The organism is Bacteroides sp. 3_1_23, assembly GCF_000162555.1.
In the GTDB taxonomy this organism is placed as follows: Bacteria; Bacteroidota; Bacteroidia; order Bacteroidales; family Bacteroidaceae; genus Bacteroides; species Bacteroides ovatus.
The window spans coordinates 24,139-39,287 of the sequence record NZ_GG774953.1; the positions used below are offsets into that span (position 1 = coordinate 24,139).

Below are 15,149 nucleotides of genomic sequence, written 5' to 3' on the forward strand. Positions count from 1 at the left end.
TGTGCAGTTAGCCGTTTCCAATTAGAAACAGAAACTATCAGATTGCTTGGTGATTGGTAACTGAATAGCCTTTTTGTGCGCCCGCCTATTTATAGATTTGTATCGGCAATTCCCCCTTTAGTGCTCCTATGGCATTAAATGCTAACGACTCCATTTCATTCTCTCCGGGATAAACATAGATGGGAGCCAGGAAAGAGATTCTTTTTTTCAGTCTTGAAATCACATAGTCCGAATAGGCGATACCTCCTGTCAGAAGGATGGCATCTATCTTCCCACAAAGTACGGTGGCACTGGCTCCTATCGCTTTTGCAACATTGTAAATCATGGCATCCAGTATCAGTTCCGCTTTTTTATCTCCTTCTTCGATAGATTGTATAATGGCGGGAACATCGGTTGTACCTAGATGGGCGGTCAGTCCGGCGCGTCCGGAGATACGTTTTTTCAATTCGTCTTTGGTGAGTTGACCGCTAAAACATAGGTCGATCAGTTGACCGGCGGGAAGTGTACCGGCACGTTCCGGTGAGAAAGGACCTTCACCGTCCAATGCATTGTTGGCGTCAATGGCTCGTCCGTGGTGATGGACTGCGACAGAGATGCCACCTCCCAGATGGCAGATAATTAAATCCAGATTTTCGTATTGGGTTCCCTGCTCTTTGGCAAAGCGGCGGGCGATTGCTTTCTGGTTTAATGCATGCCAGATGGTGATCTTCGACATTAAGGGAGAACCTGTAATGCGTGCTATATCTTCCAGTTCATCCACCACTCCCGGATCAGCAATGAAAGCCGGACAGTCGGGTAATGTGGAGGCCAGTTCGCTGGCAATCAATCCTCCTAAGTTACAAGCATGGGTACGCATAGCATGCACTGTATCACGTTTCATGGCCTCATTTACTTCATACACTCCGCCCGGTATCGGTTTCACTAAACCGCCGCGTCCGATGATTGCATCAAAAGAAAAAGGTATCTTATTGTTTTCCAATTCTTGTAACACCAGGTTTTTCCGGAATTCAAACTGGTCTATCACCTCGGGAAAAGCGGATAGTTCTTCTACAGAATGTTTTATATTACTGACAAACAGCGGAGTTTCATTTTCGTAAACTGCTATTTTAGTAGAAGTAGAACCGGGGTTGATAACCAGAATTTTCATGAATAGTAGGCTTTTAGTGGTGAATTTAGAATGATGAGCCGGTGACTTGGCTGACTTGTTTTCTGCATTTGCAATCTCCTGACACTTGTAAGCATGCCATTGCAATGCTGTAATATTTGGACAAGCCGGAATCACTACGCGATGGAAGTACTACAGGGCAAATAGGACCTTGCAGCAATCCTGCCATTTCTGCCTGTGCAAACAAAGAGACGGATTTGTAGAATGCATTACCCGATTCAATGTTCGGGAATATCAAGACATCTGCCTGTCCGTTGATAGGAGATACAATCCCTTTAATATCACCACTTGCTTGTTCGCAGGCAGTACGTACATCCAGCGGGCCGTCAATAATCACATTTCCGAATTCTCCCGCTTCGGCAAGTTCTACGATATTCACATAATCTAGTGAATGAGGGAACTTGGCACTCACTTTTTCTGTGCAGTGAATCAATGCGACACGCGGTTGTTCGATACCAAAGTGACGGCAGGTGCAGATAGCATACCAAATCATTTCTATACGTTGCTGTAAAGTAGGACGCGGAATGACGGCGGCATCCGAGAAGAAAAGCAGTTTATGGTAAGTAGGAATTTCCATTACTGCCAGATGCGTGAGGATTTTCCCTTTCGGTAACAAACCTTTTTCTTTGTCGAGTATGGCATGCAGTAAGTTGTCCGTATTGATAATCCCTTTCATCAAAATATCCGCTCCTCCTTCACGCACAATGCGGACAGCTTCGCGCGCCGCTTCATCCGGATTTTCTATGTGGATGGTTTTTACGTATTCAGGATATTGTTTGAGCGTGGGATATTTCTTCAGAATGGTAGAATCTCCAATCATCAGAAATTCTGCAATCCCTTCTTCCAAAGCACGGGAGATGGCATATTCAGTGTTAGGATCGTTCGCACAGACCACGGCAATTCGTTTTCTATGGTTTAGTTTTTTAAGATGAGCCGTTAACTGGGCAAAATTTAGAATAGGTTCCATAACGTTAGATTTTTAGCAAATATCAGAAAAATGATTGAAAAAATAATGATTATAACCCGAAAAATTACATCCATTATGTAACATTTTGCTATATTTTATTTGTTTTGGCTGTTGGATGTGCATGGAACCGTTTTTTCCTGTATTTTTGCAAATAAATCCCCCAATAAAATAAAAGCACCATGAAACAGTTTAAAAATCTATTATTTCTTAGCTTAATTCTCCTTTGTTGGACGCTTGTTTCCTGTAAAAGCAGCAAGACGTCTTCCGGTTGGTCTTTGATCTGGGAAGAGAACTTTAATCAGAAAAAGAGTTTCGATTCACAGGTCTGGAGCAAGATTCCACGAGGTAAGTCAGACTGGAATAACTATATGACAGACTTTGATTCCTGCTATGCCATGCGTAAAGGCAAACTGGTGTTGAGAGGTATTGTCAATCATACCCAACGCAATGACACTGCCCCTTATTTGACAGGCGGTGTGTATACAAAAGGCAAAAAGGCTTTTACGAACGGGCGTATTGAGATTTGTGCCAAGTTGAATGCGGCGGGAGGAGCATGGCCTGCCATCTGGATGTTGCCTGAAGGAGCGGCATGGCCATCTGGCGGTGAGATTGATATCATGGAACGTTTGAATAACGATTCTATTGCTTATCAGACAGTTCATTCCCATTACACTTATACGCTGGGGATCAAGGATCATCCGGTATCACATTCTATGGGAGTGATTCACCCTGACCGCTACAATATTTTTGTAGTCGAAATGTATCCGGACAGTCTTTCATTTTATGTCAATGATGTGCATACGTTTACTTACCCCCGCATACAAACGAAAGAAGAAGGACAATTCCCTTTTACTCAGCCATTTTATCTGCTGATTGATATGCAGTTGGGAGGCTCGTGGGTGGGAGCAGTCTCTCCCGAGGATCTTCCGGTAGAAATGGAAGTGGACTGGGTACGTTTTTATCAACGAAAGTCAATAAAATAAGAACATATATGGATATTCAATTTCCTCCCTTTTTGCAGAAAGGTGATAAAGTGGTTATTGTATCACCTTCGAGTAAGATAGACCAACAATTCCTAAAAGGAGCCAAGAAACGGATGGAATCATGGGGCTTGAAAGTGGCTATAGGAAAGCATGCCGGAAGTTCATCCGGAAGATATGCCGGGACAATCAAGCAGCGGCTGAAAGATTTGCAGGATGCGATGGACGACCCTAAAGTGAAGGCTATTCTTTGCAGCCGTGGAGGGTACGGGGCGGTACATTTGATCGATAAAATTGATTTTACGGCCTTTTGTGAACATCCGAAATGGTTACTGGGCTTTAGCGATATAACCGCTTTGCACAATCTGTTTCAGAAAAATGGATATGCTTCCCTTCATTCATTGATGGCACGTCATCTTACGGTGGAACCGGAAGACGATCTTTGTGCGAACTATCTGAAGGATATTCTATTGGGAAATATTCCTTCTTACATGTGCGAGAAGCATAAACTGAACAAGCAGGGGACGGCACAAGGCGTTTTGCATGGCGGTAACATGGCGGTAGCCTACGGTTTGCGTGGCACTCCTTATGATATTCCGGCGGAAGGCACTATACTGTTTATTGAAGATGTTAGCGAACGTCCGCATGCCATCGAACGTATGATGTATAATTTGAAACTGGGGGGCGTGTTAGAAAAACTGTCCGGATTGATTATCGGTCAATTTACAGAATATGAAGAGGACTGTTCGTTGGGCAAGGAACTGTATGCTGCTTTGGCAGATTTAGTAAAAGAGTATGATTATCCCGTCTGTTTCAATTTCCCGGTGGGGCATGTGACTCATAATCTCCCGCTTATCAACGGTGCAAAAGTAGAGCTTGTGGTGGGAAAGAAAAATGTGGAACTAAAGTTTATATGTTAATAATCCATTCCATCTGAACGATGCTGTGGTGAAAATGACTAATTTTGAGGCTTTAATAGATAAAAGGACGATGAAAAAGAAAACTATGATAGTATTAATGAGTGCCTTTTTGTTATTATCAGCATTCTCTTGCGGTGGAGGTAACAAGGCAAATAGTACGAGTGAACAAGACGAAAAGACAGTTGTGAATGTACCTCAGTTTGATGCGGATAGTGCTTATTTGTATGTAAAGAATCAGGTAGATTTCGGACCTCGTGTTCCTAACACTAAAGAACATGTTGCCTGTGGCAATTACCTTGCCAGTCAATTAGAGGCTTTCGGTGCTCAAGTGACTAATCAATATGCTGATTTGATTGCTTATGACGGTACGTTGTTGAAAGCGAGAAACATTATCGGTTCTTATAAGCCGGAAAGTAAAAAGAGAATCGCTTTGTTTGCACATTGGGATACACGCCCATGGGCTGATAACGATCCTGACGAGAAGAACCATAAAACTCCGATTCTGGGTGCAAATGATGGTGCCAGTGGGGTAGGAGCTTTGCTCGAAATAGCTCGTCTGGTCAATCAGCAACAACCGGAATTGGGGATTGATATCATTCTGTTGGATGCAGAGGACTACGGTGCGCCACAGTTTTATACAGGAAAGCATAAGGAGGAATTCTGGTGTCTGGGATCGCAGTATTGGGCACGTAATCCTCATGTACAAGGATATAATGCACGTTTTGGTATCCTGCTCGATATGGTAGGAGGTGAAGGCAGTGTGTTTATGAAAGAAGGGTATTCGGAAGAATTTGCTCCGGACATAAATAAGAAGGTTTGGAAAGCGGCAAAGAAAGCGGGTTACGGAAAGACTTTCATGGATGGAAACGGAGGATTTGTAACAGACGACCATCTGTTCATAAATCGTCTGGCACGTATTAAAACGATCGATATCATTCCCTACAATCAGGAAGGTGATTTTACCCCGACATGGCATACTGTCAATGACAATATGGAACATATTGATAAGAATACGTTGAAAGCAGTCGGTCAGACGGTATTGGAAGTGATTTATAATGAGAAATAATAGAATTGAGAAATAATATAATAAGGTGTTGATAGATTGATATGCCGGTTTTAAATACGGCATCTGCTATTCGCACATTGGTATATTGTCTAATTAAATAATTACTATAATGTCAATTAATGAACTACAAGATGAAGTGATTGCGGAATTCAGTGACTTCGACGATTGGATGGACCGTTATCAATTACTTATTGATCTGGGGAATGAGCAGGAACCACTTGAAGAAAAATATAAGACGGAACAAAATCTGATTGAAGGATGCCAGAGCAGGGTATGGCTTCAAGCGGATGATGTGGATGGTAAAATCGTTTTTAAAGCAGAAAGCGATGCTTTGATTGTAAAGGGGATTATTGCCTTGTTGATTAAAGTCTTTTCCGGACATACTCCTGATGAAATCTTAAATGCAGATCTTTATTTTATAGACAAGATCGGACTGAAAGAGCATCTATCGCCAACGCGTAGCAACGGTTTGCTGTCGATGGTAAAACAAATACGAATGTATGCATTAGCATTCAAAGCGAAAGAGGGGAAGTAAAAACTTCCCTTTTTTATTGCTGCTTTTGGGAAGTCAGGTGGTTCATGGTCAGTATGATACCGATAAACAGGAGGATTGACCCGAATAGGACGATGAGATACGGGGTACCGTTAATCAGGTCGTCCATATTTTCTGCTTCGGGGTATTTGATACTAAGATATACTGCTAAGGAGTTATTCAATATATGCATGAGTATACAGGGAATCAGACTGCCGGTTTTATAGTATGTCCATGCCAGCAGGATACCAATCAGAAATGCCGGAAGTATCTGGGCCGGATTGATGTGAAAGACACCGAATAGAAGTGCTGAAATGAGGATGCCTTTCGTCGGGTTGTATTGTTGCAGCAAAGCTTTGGTAATGGCTCCGCGGAACAACAGTTCTTCAAGTACAGGACCGATGATAGCTATTGCAAGAATACCGCCCCAACCGGATTGGAGAATGTCGAAAGATTGCTCCATGATGTTGGGTATCCAGTCTAGCAGTCCCATCAGTGCGGATACCAGAAAACCACCGGTGAGAATAGCTAGTCCGCTACAAATTAGGAATGGAGCTGATACGGGTGACCATGTTGTCTTCTTTTTACTGATATAACCGGCTTTCCATAGATAAATACCCATCATAATCTGTCCGGCTAGTTGTGCCGGGATCATAATCATTTGCGTCAGAGTGACTTTATCCAGATTTCCCGTGGTGACGAACAAATAGATCGTACAGGGAATCATAATCAGGATAGGGGCGACAATCTGTGCAATGAGAAGGTCTATTAATACTAATTTGATAGCCGTTTTCATGGTTTTTTATTTAGTGGTAAAGAAACTATAGATAAACATAGCTAACATGGATATAGCTATTACCACCAAAGAGATGCTCATAAATGACTTTTGCATAAGAATCTATTTTTTAAGAATTGTTTCTGTCTCTTCAGCATCCTTATGGAGCTGTGTTATTAACTCGTCGATACTGGAGAATTTCAGTTCGGGACGTGTCCGTTTAACAAAAGTAAGCCGGATGAATTTATCATATATGTCAGAATGGAAGTGGAGGATATTCACCTCAATCGTCCGGTTCGGACCATTGTCAATCGTCGGGCGGACACCTATATTCAGCATCCCCATATACGTTTTCCCGTCAAATGTTACCCATACGGCATATACGCCATCGGCAGGAATCAGTTTATCGGGATCATCCACCCGTAAATTGGCCGTTGGGAAACCTATCTTTCTGCCTACCTGATAGCCGCCTACTACGATCCCGTCAAGGAAATATTCATATTTCAGACAATGGGCGGCCAGGCTAACTTCTCCTTCATGAAGAAGTTTGCGGATCAGGGAAGAGCTCACCGGAATGTTGGGTTCGTTCCCTATTTCTATATTGCTGGTATACGCTTTGGCGCGAATTACTTCTATGCCAATTTCTTTTCCATAACGTACATAATCCTCGAAACCTTCGCTGCGGTTATGTCCGAAACGATGGTCATAGCCGATAACCAGGTATTTTACCTGATAACGCTCTTTTAGCAACTGTGTCATAAACTCCCGGGCAGTGAGCCGGGAAATTTCCGGAGTGAAATCAAGCATCAGGCAGTAGTCTACCCCGATGTCTGCAAGCAGACTTATTTTTTCTTCGGGGGTAGTCAGAAGTTCCGGATGATACTCCACATTCATCACTTTTCGGGGATGAACGGGAAAAGTAACCAATGCAGAGCGTAGACCTTTGGCGGCGGCTATCTCTTTCACTTGCTGAATCAGATAGCGATGTCCTGCATGTACTCCATCAAAGAAACCGATGGTAGCTACGCAGGGTTCCGGGGTAATTGCCGATGTGTCACGTATAATCTGCATATCTCTAAAATTATTTGAGGTTGAAAAGATGGCTCCAGTCTTCGCCTACTTTCGCTGTATAGGTAGAAATTCCTAAATTTTGGGCTGTCTTACAGTTCATTTCAGAGTCATCAATAAAAAGCGTTTCTTTCGGCTCGATACCGGCATCCTCTATGATTGCCTTGAATATCTCCGGTTCGGGCTTGGCCATTTTCATTTCAAAAGAGAGGTACGTTTTTTCAAAATAATCTTCCACCTTAAAGGTGCGGTAAGGAAACAAATGAGCACATGTCCATTCCCAATGAATTTGGTTGGTATTGCTCAATAAATAGACGACATATTTCTCACGTAATTTTAATAATAAATCCAGTTTTTGTGTGGGTATATCTACCAGGAAACTATTCCAGGCTGCATCTATTTGTTTGTCGCTAACTGCTTTGCCTATCATTTTACGAACTCCGTCACGGAATTCGGCAGGTGTTATCAATCCTTTTTCCTGTTGCATCAGGAGTCCGTCCTGGTTCTGGATATCCAGCAATGCATCCACGTTTTGGAGCCCTAACTTCTGAAAGTGCTCAATGCAACGTTGGCGGTCGAGATTGATAAGTACACCACCCAAATCAATAAGAAGGTTTTTTATTCCTTTACTTTTCATTTCTGTCTTTTTTGTGAATAATACGTTGAACAAGGCGAACAAGTTCTCCAACCCATAACACCGTGGACGAAACGCCTATAATAAGAAGCCAGGTTTGCCAGTCGAGCGGTTCCGTGCGGAATACGGCTCCACCGAATTGTACGATGAGGAATTGTCCGGCAAGAATAGCCAGTACAATAAGCTCCATCCCATACGATTTGGAAAGTCCCTTGAATGCCGAATCGGTAGTACCGAATACACGGGCATTGAACAGATTCCAGAATTGCAGCATGACAAAGAAGGTGAAGAAAATAGTCAGGTTGTGTACATTCATTCCTTGCGTACTGTGGTCGAAATAATAAATCATTCCGAGCAATACGATGAGGAAGATAGAGCCCACACCTATTATATTAGACCGCATTGCCTTACTGATAATAAAATCGGTACTGCGACGAGGTTTCTCAAGCATCACCGTTTCGCTGGGTGGAATAGAGGCAAGAGCCAAAGCGGCAAAAGTATCCATAATCAGGTTCACCCATAACATTTGTGTTACAGTCAGCGGAAGTTCCGTACCGATTACGGAGCCTAGCAGAACGATAAGCAATGCCACAAAGTTAATCGTTAGCTGGAAAACGATGAAACGCTGGATATTCTTATACAGTGAACGTCCCCACATAACAGCGGTTCCGATACTGTTGAAAGAGTCGTCGAGCAATGTAATATCACTAGCCTCTTTGGCTACAGAAGTACCTGTACCCATCGATAAACCTACTTGGGCATGATTCAAAGCCGGAGCGTCATTCGTTCCGTCTCCGGTTACAGCTACCACTGCTCCTTTTTGTTGAAGCAGTTGTACCAGACGTTGTTTGTCTGTCGGACGGGCGCGGGACATGATTTTTAAGTCCATCACTCTGTCCAGTGCTTCTTCATCGCTCAATTCGGCAAATGCGACACCGGTGATTCGATTTCGTTCCGTATCAGTTTCAGGGTTCCAAAGACCTATCTGGCGTGCGATTTCTGTGGCAGTTCCCGGAGTGTCACCGGTCACGATCTTGATGCCGATACCTGCAGACTGACATTTTGCAACCGCAGCAGGTACATCCGGACGAATCGGGTCGGAGATGGCAACTACTCCCAAGAAATTGAGGTCGTTGGCTGAAACTAGTTCCGTGCAATCGTTCGGTTCATTTTCTCCGACAATCTTGAATGCAAATCCAAGTGTACGCATAGCCATATTCTGATAGTTCAACAGTTGTGCTTCCACTGTAGAACGATACTCTACCGCATCCACTTGCCGTCCATCCAGAACAACTTCTTTACACTTACCCAAAACAATTTCAGGAGCTCCTTTTATATAAAGTATTTTTTTGCCGATCAATGGAGATTCAACAAGAGTTGCCATGAATTTCCGTTCGGTAGAGAAGGTGAGTTGATCGAGAACATGAGCTTGTTCGCGGAGTTGCAGGTAATCTCTTCCCTGTTTGTTTAGCCAGAGTAATAAAGCCACTTCGGTTGGATTTCCTACGCCTTTGGGTTTTTCTCCATTGGTTGATTCTTCAAGGAAAGCTGTTGAATTGGCGCTGATTCCTTCTGCGATAAGTGCGCTAATATCGTCATCAGACAAGTCACTGCCATTTTTTATACCATAGAAATTGGGTTCGTGCACTTGCATCAGATTTTGAGTCAGTGTACCGGTTTTATCCGTACAAATCACGGTGATGGCTCCCATTGTTTCGCAAGCATGCATTTTCCGCACCAGATTGTTGGTGGAAAGCATACGACGCATGTTCAATGCCAGACTAAGCGTGACACTCATTGGCAATCCTTCAGGCACAGCTACTACAATCAGCGTAACTGCCATCATAAAATATTTCAGTGTCCGTTCGAAAACCGGAAGCCACTCATGCCATCCGTTCAGCGAACCGAAATCAAAATATAGCACTACATCCTTCACGAAGAAAATAAGGAAAGCCAGACCGGCAACGGTGAAACCTATCTTTCCGATTAGATTTGCGAGTTTGGTGAGCTGTATGTTCAGCGGGGTGGGTTCGAGGTTATCCTCTGTACTCTGCCGGGCTACTTTTCCGATTTCAGTAGCATCTCCCACATGCAGCACGCGCATGGTACCATGTCCATCCACCACTGTAGTGCCACGCATCACCAGATTGGAGGCATAAGTCGCTTCTTCATCAAAATCAGCTTCTACAGTAGTTTTATTAATAACAGGCTCTCCCGTCAGATTGGATTCGTTCACTTGCAGAGAAATAGCTTCCAGCAACTCTCCATCAGCGGGAATTTCTTCACCTGTTTCCAGAATGACGATATCACCTACCACTATGTCTTTACGAGGGATTTCCTGTACGCGTCCGTTTCGGACCACTTTTACCAGAGTTTCTTCATTGACTGCATTCAGCAGATCGAACTTCTTACTGGCATCATATTCGAAGAAGAAACCGATTCCGGTAGCCAATAAGATAGCGGCTATGATTCCGATTGTTTCGGCATATTCGTTTTCGATGATGGAGATAATTAATGAGAAAGCGGCTGCTACTAATAATACACGGACAACCGGGTCTTCAAATTTTTCCAGATAAAGTTTCCAGAGAGAAGGACGCTTGGGGGGCGTTAACAGGTTAATACCATTTTTCTCCCTGCTTTGTAGGACTTCGTCATCAGTAAGTCCTAAATGATAATAGTCATTTTTATTTGTACTCATGCAGATACATGCGTTTAGTTTGAACCGCAAAAATACAACATAAAATTGTGATAGAATGTTTAATTAAAACTTTTTATGAAGTCGAATTTGTTAGCGTGGTTTACCACATGACCGATAAGGAATTGTAAACCAGAATGTAGAGCCTTCACCTTCTACGGAATCCGCTCCGATTTGACCGCCAAGTTTGGCGACAATAGTTTGAGATATGGAAAGTCCCAGTCCGGCTCCTTTTTTATCTTTATTCAGTTTCACGAAACGCTCGAATACATCCGGTAATTTCTCTGCTGGAATTCCGGTTCCGGTATCCTTGACATAAAAGTAAAGCTCGGTATCTCTAGTTTCATAGCCGAGGCGGATGCTACCTTTATGGGTGAACTTAATGGCGTTGCCGGCAAAGTTTGAAAGCACTTGTGCCACCCGGTTCCGATCTGTTTGAATCATGCAGGAAGAACGGGATGATTCCGCTATAATTTGTATATTTCCTCCGGCGTCATCGACTCTCATTTGAAAAAGTTGTTGTAAATCTGAAAGTAACTGATTGACAGTCAACTGTTGTCTGCACAAATTCCAATGTTCCGGCTTCGATTTTTGACATATCGAGAATGTCGTTGACCAGTTGCATCAGGAGGTCGGCATTCATTTTTATGATTTCTTGATATTGGGCCTTTTCCTCTTCTGTAGTTGCACTGCCTAATACCTCTGCAAATCCGGTAATAGCATTGAGAGGGGTACGGATTTCATGGCTCATGTTGGCTAAAAAGGCAGATTTTGAAATATCGGCTTTTTCTGCTTTTTCTTTGGCTAGCCGTAACTCCTTTTCAGCTTGTTTTCGGCGGGTAACATCGTGTACGGTGATTACCATGTTCTCTTCTTCATTCAGAAGGAAGTAAGAACCGGATATTACTGCATCACATTCCACGGTAGTATTATCAGATGTAACTATGGATAAAGTGGCTTCAAGATCCGTGAAGTTTCGTCTCTGTTCGAAGGCTTGTCGTATGGCGGTACGTATCGGGCAAGAGCCGCAGAAACTATGTGTGCCGCAACCTCCTTCGGCTGCCAATGCATTGCGACATTGCAACAAGTCGCCCACTCTTTTCTCTTCTGTTCCTTTTCTGGTTCCGGTTTTTTGGTAATAGTTAGTCTTCAGTACCTTGAAATCATTGTCTATTAATAGGATAAAGGCATGCACATTTTTCAAGATGGCGCCGGCAATATGGCTGGTGCGTTCCAACTTTCTGGATTCACGGAACAATCGTTGTTGCATCCGCAGACATTTCCTACGTTCCAATAAAAAACTGATTAGTAGGACTGCGCATAAAACTATTAAGGTAGACAATAGTGCTATAAGCATAGTATAATATTGTTGTTTTAGCTTGATAATATGACTACAAAGATAGTTTTTTTCTTTAGTTTAAAAATAGTGTTGAACAAATATCTTGCTATTTGTGTTATATTATTTAGAAAACCAATTAAAAATACGAACGTTATGAAAAAGTACATTTGCACGGTCTGTGAATATATTTACGACCCCGAACAAGGAGATCCGGAAAGTGGAATTGAACCAGGAACAGCATTTGAAGATATTCCTGATGATTGGACTTGTCCATTATGTGGAGTCGGAAAAGAAGACTTTGAACCGTACGAAGGATAAAACCAAGAGAGAGAATTATTAAGAGGAGAATGACTGGGTGTATAAATATATACCCGGTCATTTTTTATTTTTATGGTTGGAAATTATTCTGCTGATTATAAATGTGATATCTTTGATGCAAAAATCGGAAGTTATGTATAATAGAGCAACCGTCATAACCGATCTAAGGTATCTATCATACCCTGTAATCTTTGTATTATTGATATTCAGCCTTTTGATGGCTGGTTGTAGCGACGATGAGAATGAAGAGCAACCTCCTGCTCTGGATGTTCCGGATTATAGCACGCTTGTAGTAAAAGATATACAGAATATACCTGCGGACTTCACATTTGACCGGGTTGAGGTGAAAGTGACGGGTGTTGATTGGCAAGTGATTGAGACTCTTAGCTTTCCTTATGAGAACGGGCAAATAGTAATGACACTTCCCACTAGTTTTCCTTCGGAAAAGCTTCAGACAGTAGACCGGCGTAATGGTATGGGTGGTTACTGGACCGGAACCTCAGATGATGCGGACGCTCTTGTGGCGACGTTAGGAGATTTCTTTGTTTTTAATGGAAATAAAAGGGTGGGGCGAATTGCTATTTCCAACTGGTCGGGTAAAGGGTCTTCTGCCGGAAAAGCTACATTGGTGAGTTATCAGTATGCCGACCGTTCTTTTACATTGACAGGCAGTGACAAATCATACTATTATAGTAACTGCTCTTTTAATAAGGGATGGAATATTTTTGCCAATATAAATCCGGCCTCAGAAGGCGGGACTGCAAAAGTGCTTCGTACAACTACTGTTCCGGAATCTACATTGTTCTGGCGTTTGGCTGAATCATACGTATATAATTGATTTTATAAAAGATACTATTAGATATAAAAAGGAGAATCAGGTATGTATTGATACTACTGATTCTCCTTTTTTATTCTTTATTTTATCTGTTAAGAAGCTCTTTTCTCTTTCACATCACTGCTGGCTTCTACTACATTCACTACGTAGTCGCCAAGTTTCTCGCACTCGGCGATAATATCCATGTAGTAAACTCCCATCTGATAATCATATTCTTTGTTGTTCACATCCAGAATATTCTGATTCTTCAGTTGATTACGATAATTATTAATTTCGTTTTCAATGTTGAAGGATTTGTTGATGTCAATGCTCTGATGCTCCGGTTTTTCTACTACCACAATCATTTGGGCAAGTGCATCGTTAGTCAGCTTCATCATGAAATGAATATGCTCATATTGTTTCTCGGTAAAGTCTTGATTAGTCTGACGTTTCCGGTTGATGGTACGTGCCAGATTATAGCAGCTGTCGCCAATACTTTCAATTTCTGTCACTTCACGCAACATGGCGCGTATCTGTAACTTACTTTCAGAACTCAAACGGCCTTCGGATACCTGATTCAGGTAGTTGGCTATTTCAAGTTCCATATTGTCGCTGATATTTTCATATTTCTCTATCCGGCTGAACAGCTTATTGAAATCGTCATCCTTTTCCGTATGCAACAGATCCTGCACCATGCCGAACATCCGGTGGGTACGTTCTGCGAAAAGATGGATTTCCTTACGTGCCTGAAGGATGGAAAGTTCAGCAGTGGAAAGCATACCACCAGTGATAAACCGCAGGCGAGGTTCTTCGTCCTCTTCTTTGGGGTGGATTAAAGCGCATACGGTACGTTCAATCAGTTTTACAGCCCATATCAAGATACATACGTTACAGATATTGAAGATAGAGTGGAAAGCAGATAGCTTGTAGGAAATAGCAACCTCTGGATTACTGCTTTGAAAGAAGGTGTCTACTACCCAGTTTACTAGATCCATGAAAGGATGGAAGACAATCAATACCCAAATGACCCCAAACACGTTAAAAACAAAATGGGCCAATGCTGCCCGCTTAGCCTGTGTGTTGGCTGTAAGTGCGGCAAGATTGGCCGTGATAGTCGTTCCGATGTTTTCTCCCAATACGAGTGCTGCTCCCAGTTCCAGGCTGATCCAGCCGTTGGCACACATAATTAATGTGATTGCCATGGTAGCTGCAGAGGCTTGCACAATCATGGTCAATATTGTACCGATGAGCAAGAACAGAATAATGGAAAAGAATCCCATATCCGTGTAGTTCTGTACGAAGGCAAGCATTTCCGGATTGGCATTCAGGTCGGGGGCGTTTGCTTTCAGATAAGAGAGCCCCATGAAAAGGAAAGAAAAACCAAAAATGAATTCACCGATGGACTTGCGGTTGCTTTTTCCAGAAAAGATGAGCGGGAGGGCAATGGCTAAGAGGGGAAGAGCGAAAGCAGCCATATCGACCTTAAATCCGAAAATTGAAATGATCCAAGCAGTTACAGTAGTACCGATGTTGGCACCCATAATAACGCTGATGGATTCGGCAAGTGTAAGTAACCCGGCATTCACGAAACTAACGACCATCACCGTCGTTGCTGAAGAAGACTGGATAAGGGCTGTAATCAACACTCCTGTTAGAACTCCCGTTACCCGGTTGGTGGTCATTGCCGTTAGAATACTTCGCAATCTATCACCCGCGACCTTTTGTAAGCCCTCGCTCATGATTTTCATTCCGTAGAGGAAGAGTCCCAATGAGCCTATGAGCTTTAAAAAATCATAAAAAGAATATTCCATCTATAATATTTTTAATGGTTATTTGTTCTCAATCTGATTATAAGTATATTAGTCCCAAATTATTC

13 protein-coding genes and 1 pseudogene are annotated in these 15,149 nt (G+C 42.6%); 6 read left to right on the plus strand and 8 right to left on the minus strand.

The annotated features are described in order from the left end of the window. Positions 1 to 85: 85 nt before the first annotated feature. Both buk and HMPREF9010_RS09375 read right to left on the minus strand, forming a co-directional pair. On the minus strand, positions 86 to 1,147 hold the full coding sequence (buk, locus tag HMPREF9010_RS09380) for a butyrate kinase (protein WP_008649772.1): 1,062 nt from the start codon (positions 1,145 to 1,147) through the stop codon (positions 86 to 88). A gap of 25 nt (positions 1,148 to 1,172) precedes the next feature. Further along, positions 1,173 to 2,132: a phosphate acyltransferase gene (locus tag HMPREF9010_RS09375; RefSeq protein ID WP_004296252.1), complete on the minus strand. Its 960-nt coding sequence runs from the start codon at positions 2,130 to 2,132 to the stop codon at positions 1,173 to 1,175. Between the two features lie 179 nt (positions 2,133 to 2,311). On the opposite strand from HMPREF9010_RS09375, the gene HMPREF9010_RS09370 reads away from it, so the two are divergent. From HMPREF9010_RS09370 to HMPREF9010_RS09355, 4 genes are all read left to right on the plus strand, one after another. Then, entirely contained in the window at positions 2,312 to 3,115 is an 804-nt protein-coding gene (locus tag HMPREF9010_RS09370; RefSeq protein ID WP_008649775.1) for a glycoside hydrolase family 16 protein, read from the plus strand. 8 nt (positions 3,116 to 3,123) lie between these two features. Continuing rightward, the gene (locus HMPREF9010_RS09365) at positions 3,124 to 4,032 is read left to right on the plus strand and encodes an LD-carboxypeptidase (RefSeq protein ID WP_004296250.1); all 909 of its coding nucleotides are present in this window, start codon (positions 3,124 to 3,126) and stop codon (positions 4,030 to 4,032) included. A 70-nt stretch (positions 4,033 to 4,102) separates the two neighbouring features. Next, positions 4,103 to 5,098, plus strand: coding sequence for a M20 family metallopeptidase (locus tag HMPREF9010_RS09360; protein WP_004311944.1), 996 nt, complete (start codon positions 4,103 to 4,105; stop codon positions 5,096 to 5,098). Between the two features lie 109 nt (positions 5,099 to 5,207). Further along, positions 5,208 to 5,633, plus strand: a complete 426-nt coding sequence (locus HMPREF9010_RS09355; RefSeq protein ID WP_004296248.1) for a SufE family protein — start codon at positions 5,208 to 5,210, stop codon at positions 5,631 to 5,633. A gap of 13 nt (positions 5,634 to 5,646) precedes the next feature. Here the strand turns inward: HMPREF9010_RS09355 and HMPREF9010_RS09350 are convergent, their stop codons facing one another. The 5 genes and pseudogenes from HMPREF9010_RS09350 to HMPREF9010_RS0124550 all read right to left on the minus strand — a co-directional run bounded on the left by HMPREF9010_RS09350 (position 5,647) and on the right by HMPREF9010_RS0124550 (position 12,072). Beyond that, on the minus strand, positions 5,647 to 6,426 hold the full coding sequence (locus tag HMPREF9010_RS09350; RefSeq protein WP_004311945.1) for a CPBP family intramembrane glutamic endopeptidase: 780 nt from the start codon (positions 6,424 to 6,426) through the stop codon (positions 5,647 to 5,649). Between the two features lie 102 nt (positions 6,427 to 6,528). Then, entirely contained in the window at positions 6,529 to 7,476 is a 948-nt protein-coding gene (locus tag HMPREF9010_RS09345) for a bifunctional riboflavin kinase/FAD synthetase (RefSeq protein WP_004311946.1), read from the minus strand. 10 nt (positions 7,477 to 7,486) lie between these two features. Beyond that, positions 7,487 to 8,110, minus strand: coding sequence for an HAD family hydrolase (locus HMPREF9010_RS09340; protein ID WP_004296245.1), 624 nt, complete (start codon positions 8,108 to 8,110; stop codon positions 7,487 to 7,489). Continuing rightward, the gene (locus HMPREF9010_RS09335; protein ID WP_004311947.1) at positions 8,100 to 10,805 is read right to left on the minus strand and encodes a calcium-translocating P-type ATPase, PMCA-type; all 2,706 of its coding nucleotides are present in this window, start codon (positions 10,803 to 10,805) and stop codon (positions 8,100 to 8,102) included. The genes HMPREF9010_RS09340 and HMPREF9010_RS09335 overlap by 11 nt, the downstream gene beginning before the upstream one ends. A 90-nt stretch (positions 10,806 to 10,895) precedes the next feature. Beyond that, positions 10,896 to 12,072 (minus strand): annotated as a pseudogene (locus HMPREF9010_RS0124550) (sensor histidine kinase). A gap of 222 nt (positions 12,073 to 12,294) precedes the next feature. On the opposite strand from HMPREF9010_RS0124550, the gene rd reads away from it, so the two are divergent. Together rd and HMPREF9010_RS09330 are read left to right on the plus strand one after the other, a co-directional pair. Continuing rightward, positions 12,295 to 12,459 carry a rubredoxin gene (gene rd / locus HMPREF9010_RS0124555; protein ID WP_004306971.1) on the plus strand — a complete coding sequence of 55 codons (165 nt, stop codon included), beginning with the start codon at positions 12,295 to 12,297 and terminating at the stop codon, positions 12,457 to 12,459. Positions 12,460 to 12,574: 115 nt separating this feature from the next. After that, complete coding sequence (locus tag HMPREF9010_RS09330; protein WP_022200092.1) at positions 12,575 to 13,297, plus strand: hypothetical protein; 723 nt, start codon at positions 12,575 to 12,577, stop codon at positions 13,295 to 13,297. A gap of 89 nt (positions 13,298 to 13,386) precedes the next feature. Here the strand turns inward: HMPREF9010_RS09330 and HMPREF9010_RS09325 are convergent, their stop codons facing one another. Further along, positions 13,387 to 15,084, minus strand: a complete 1,698-nt coding sequence (locus HMPREF9010_RS09325; RefSeq protein ID WP_004296240.1) for a Na/Pi cotransporter family protein — start codon at positions 15,082 to 15,084, stop codon at positions 13,387 to 13,389. Positions 15,085 to 15,149: the final 65 nt, after the last annotated feature.

What these genes read in the sequence shown, in the direction of transcription:
- buk (WP_008649772.1), bottom strand. Translation starts at nt 1,147, where the DNA reads ATGAAAATTCTGGTTATCAACCCCGGTTCTACTTCTACTAAAATAGCA.
- HMPREF9010_RS09375 (WP_004296252.1), bottom strand. Translation starts at nt 2,132, where the DNA reads ATGGAACCTATTCTAAATTTTGCCCAGTTAACGGCTCATCTTAAAAAA.
- HMPREF9010_RS09370 (WP_008649775.1), top strand. Translation starts at nt 2,312, where the DNA reads ATGAAACAGTTTAAAAATCTATTATTTCTTAGCTTAATTCTCCTTTGT.
- HMPREF9010_RS09365 (WP_004296250.1), top strand. Translation starts at nt 3,124, where the DNA reads ATGGATATTCAATTTCCTCCCTTTTTGCAGAAAGGTGATAAAGTGGTT.
- HMPREF9010_RS09360 (WP_004311944.1), top strand. Translation starts at nt 4,103, where the DNA reads ATGAAAAAGAAAACTATGATAGTATTAATGAGTGCCTTTTTGTTATTA.
- HMPREF9010_RS09355 (WP_004296248.1), top strand. Translation starts at nt 5,208, where the DNA reads ATGTCAATTAATGAACTACAAGATGAAGTGATTGCGGAATTCAGTGAC.
- HMPREF9010_RS09350 (WP_004311945.1), bottom strand. Translation starts at nt 6,426, where the DNA reads ATGAAAACGGCTATCAAATTAGTATTAATAGACCTTCTCATTGCACAG.
- HMPREF9010_RS09345 (WP_004311946.1), bottom strand. Translation starts at nt 7,476, where the DNA reads ATGCAGATTATACGTGACACATCGGCAATTACCCCGGAACCCTGCGTA.
- HMPREF9010_RS09340 (WP_004296245.1), bottom strand. Translation starts at nt 8,110, where the DNA reads ATGAAAAGTAAAGGAATAAAAAACCTTCTTATTGATTTGGGTGGTGTA.
- HMPREF9010_RS09335 (WP_004311947.1), bottom strand. Translation starts at nt 10,805, where the DNA reads ATGAGTACAAATAAAAATGACTATTATCATTTAGGACTTACTGATGAC.
- rd (WP_004306971.1), top strand. Translation starts at nt 12,295, where the DNA reads ATGAAAAAGTACATTTGCACGGTCTGTGAATATATTTACGACCCCGAA.
- HMPREF9010_RS09330 (WP_022200092.1), top strand. Translation starts at nt 12,575, where the DNA reads ATGCAAAAATCGGAAGTTATGTATAATAGAGCAACCGTCATAACCGAT.
- HMPREF9010_RS09325 (WP_004296240.1), bottom strand. Translation starts at nt 15,084, where the DNA reads ATGGAATATTCTTTTTATGATTTTTTAAAGCTCATAGGCTCATTGGGA.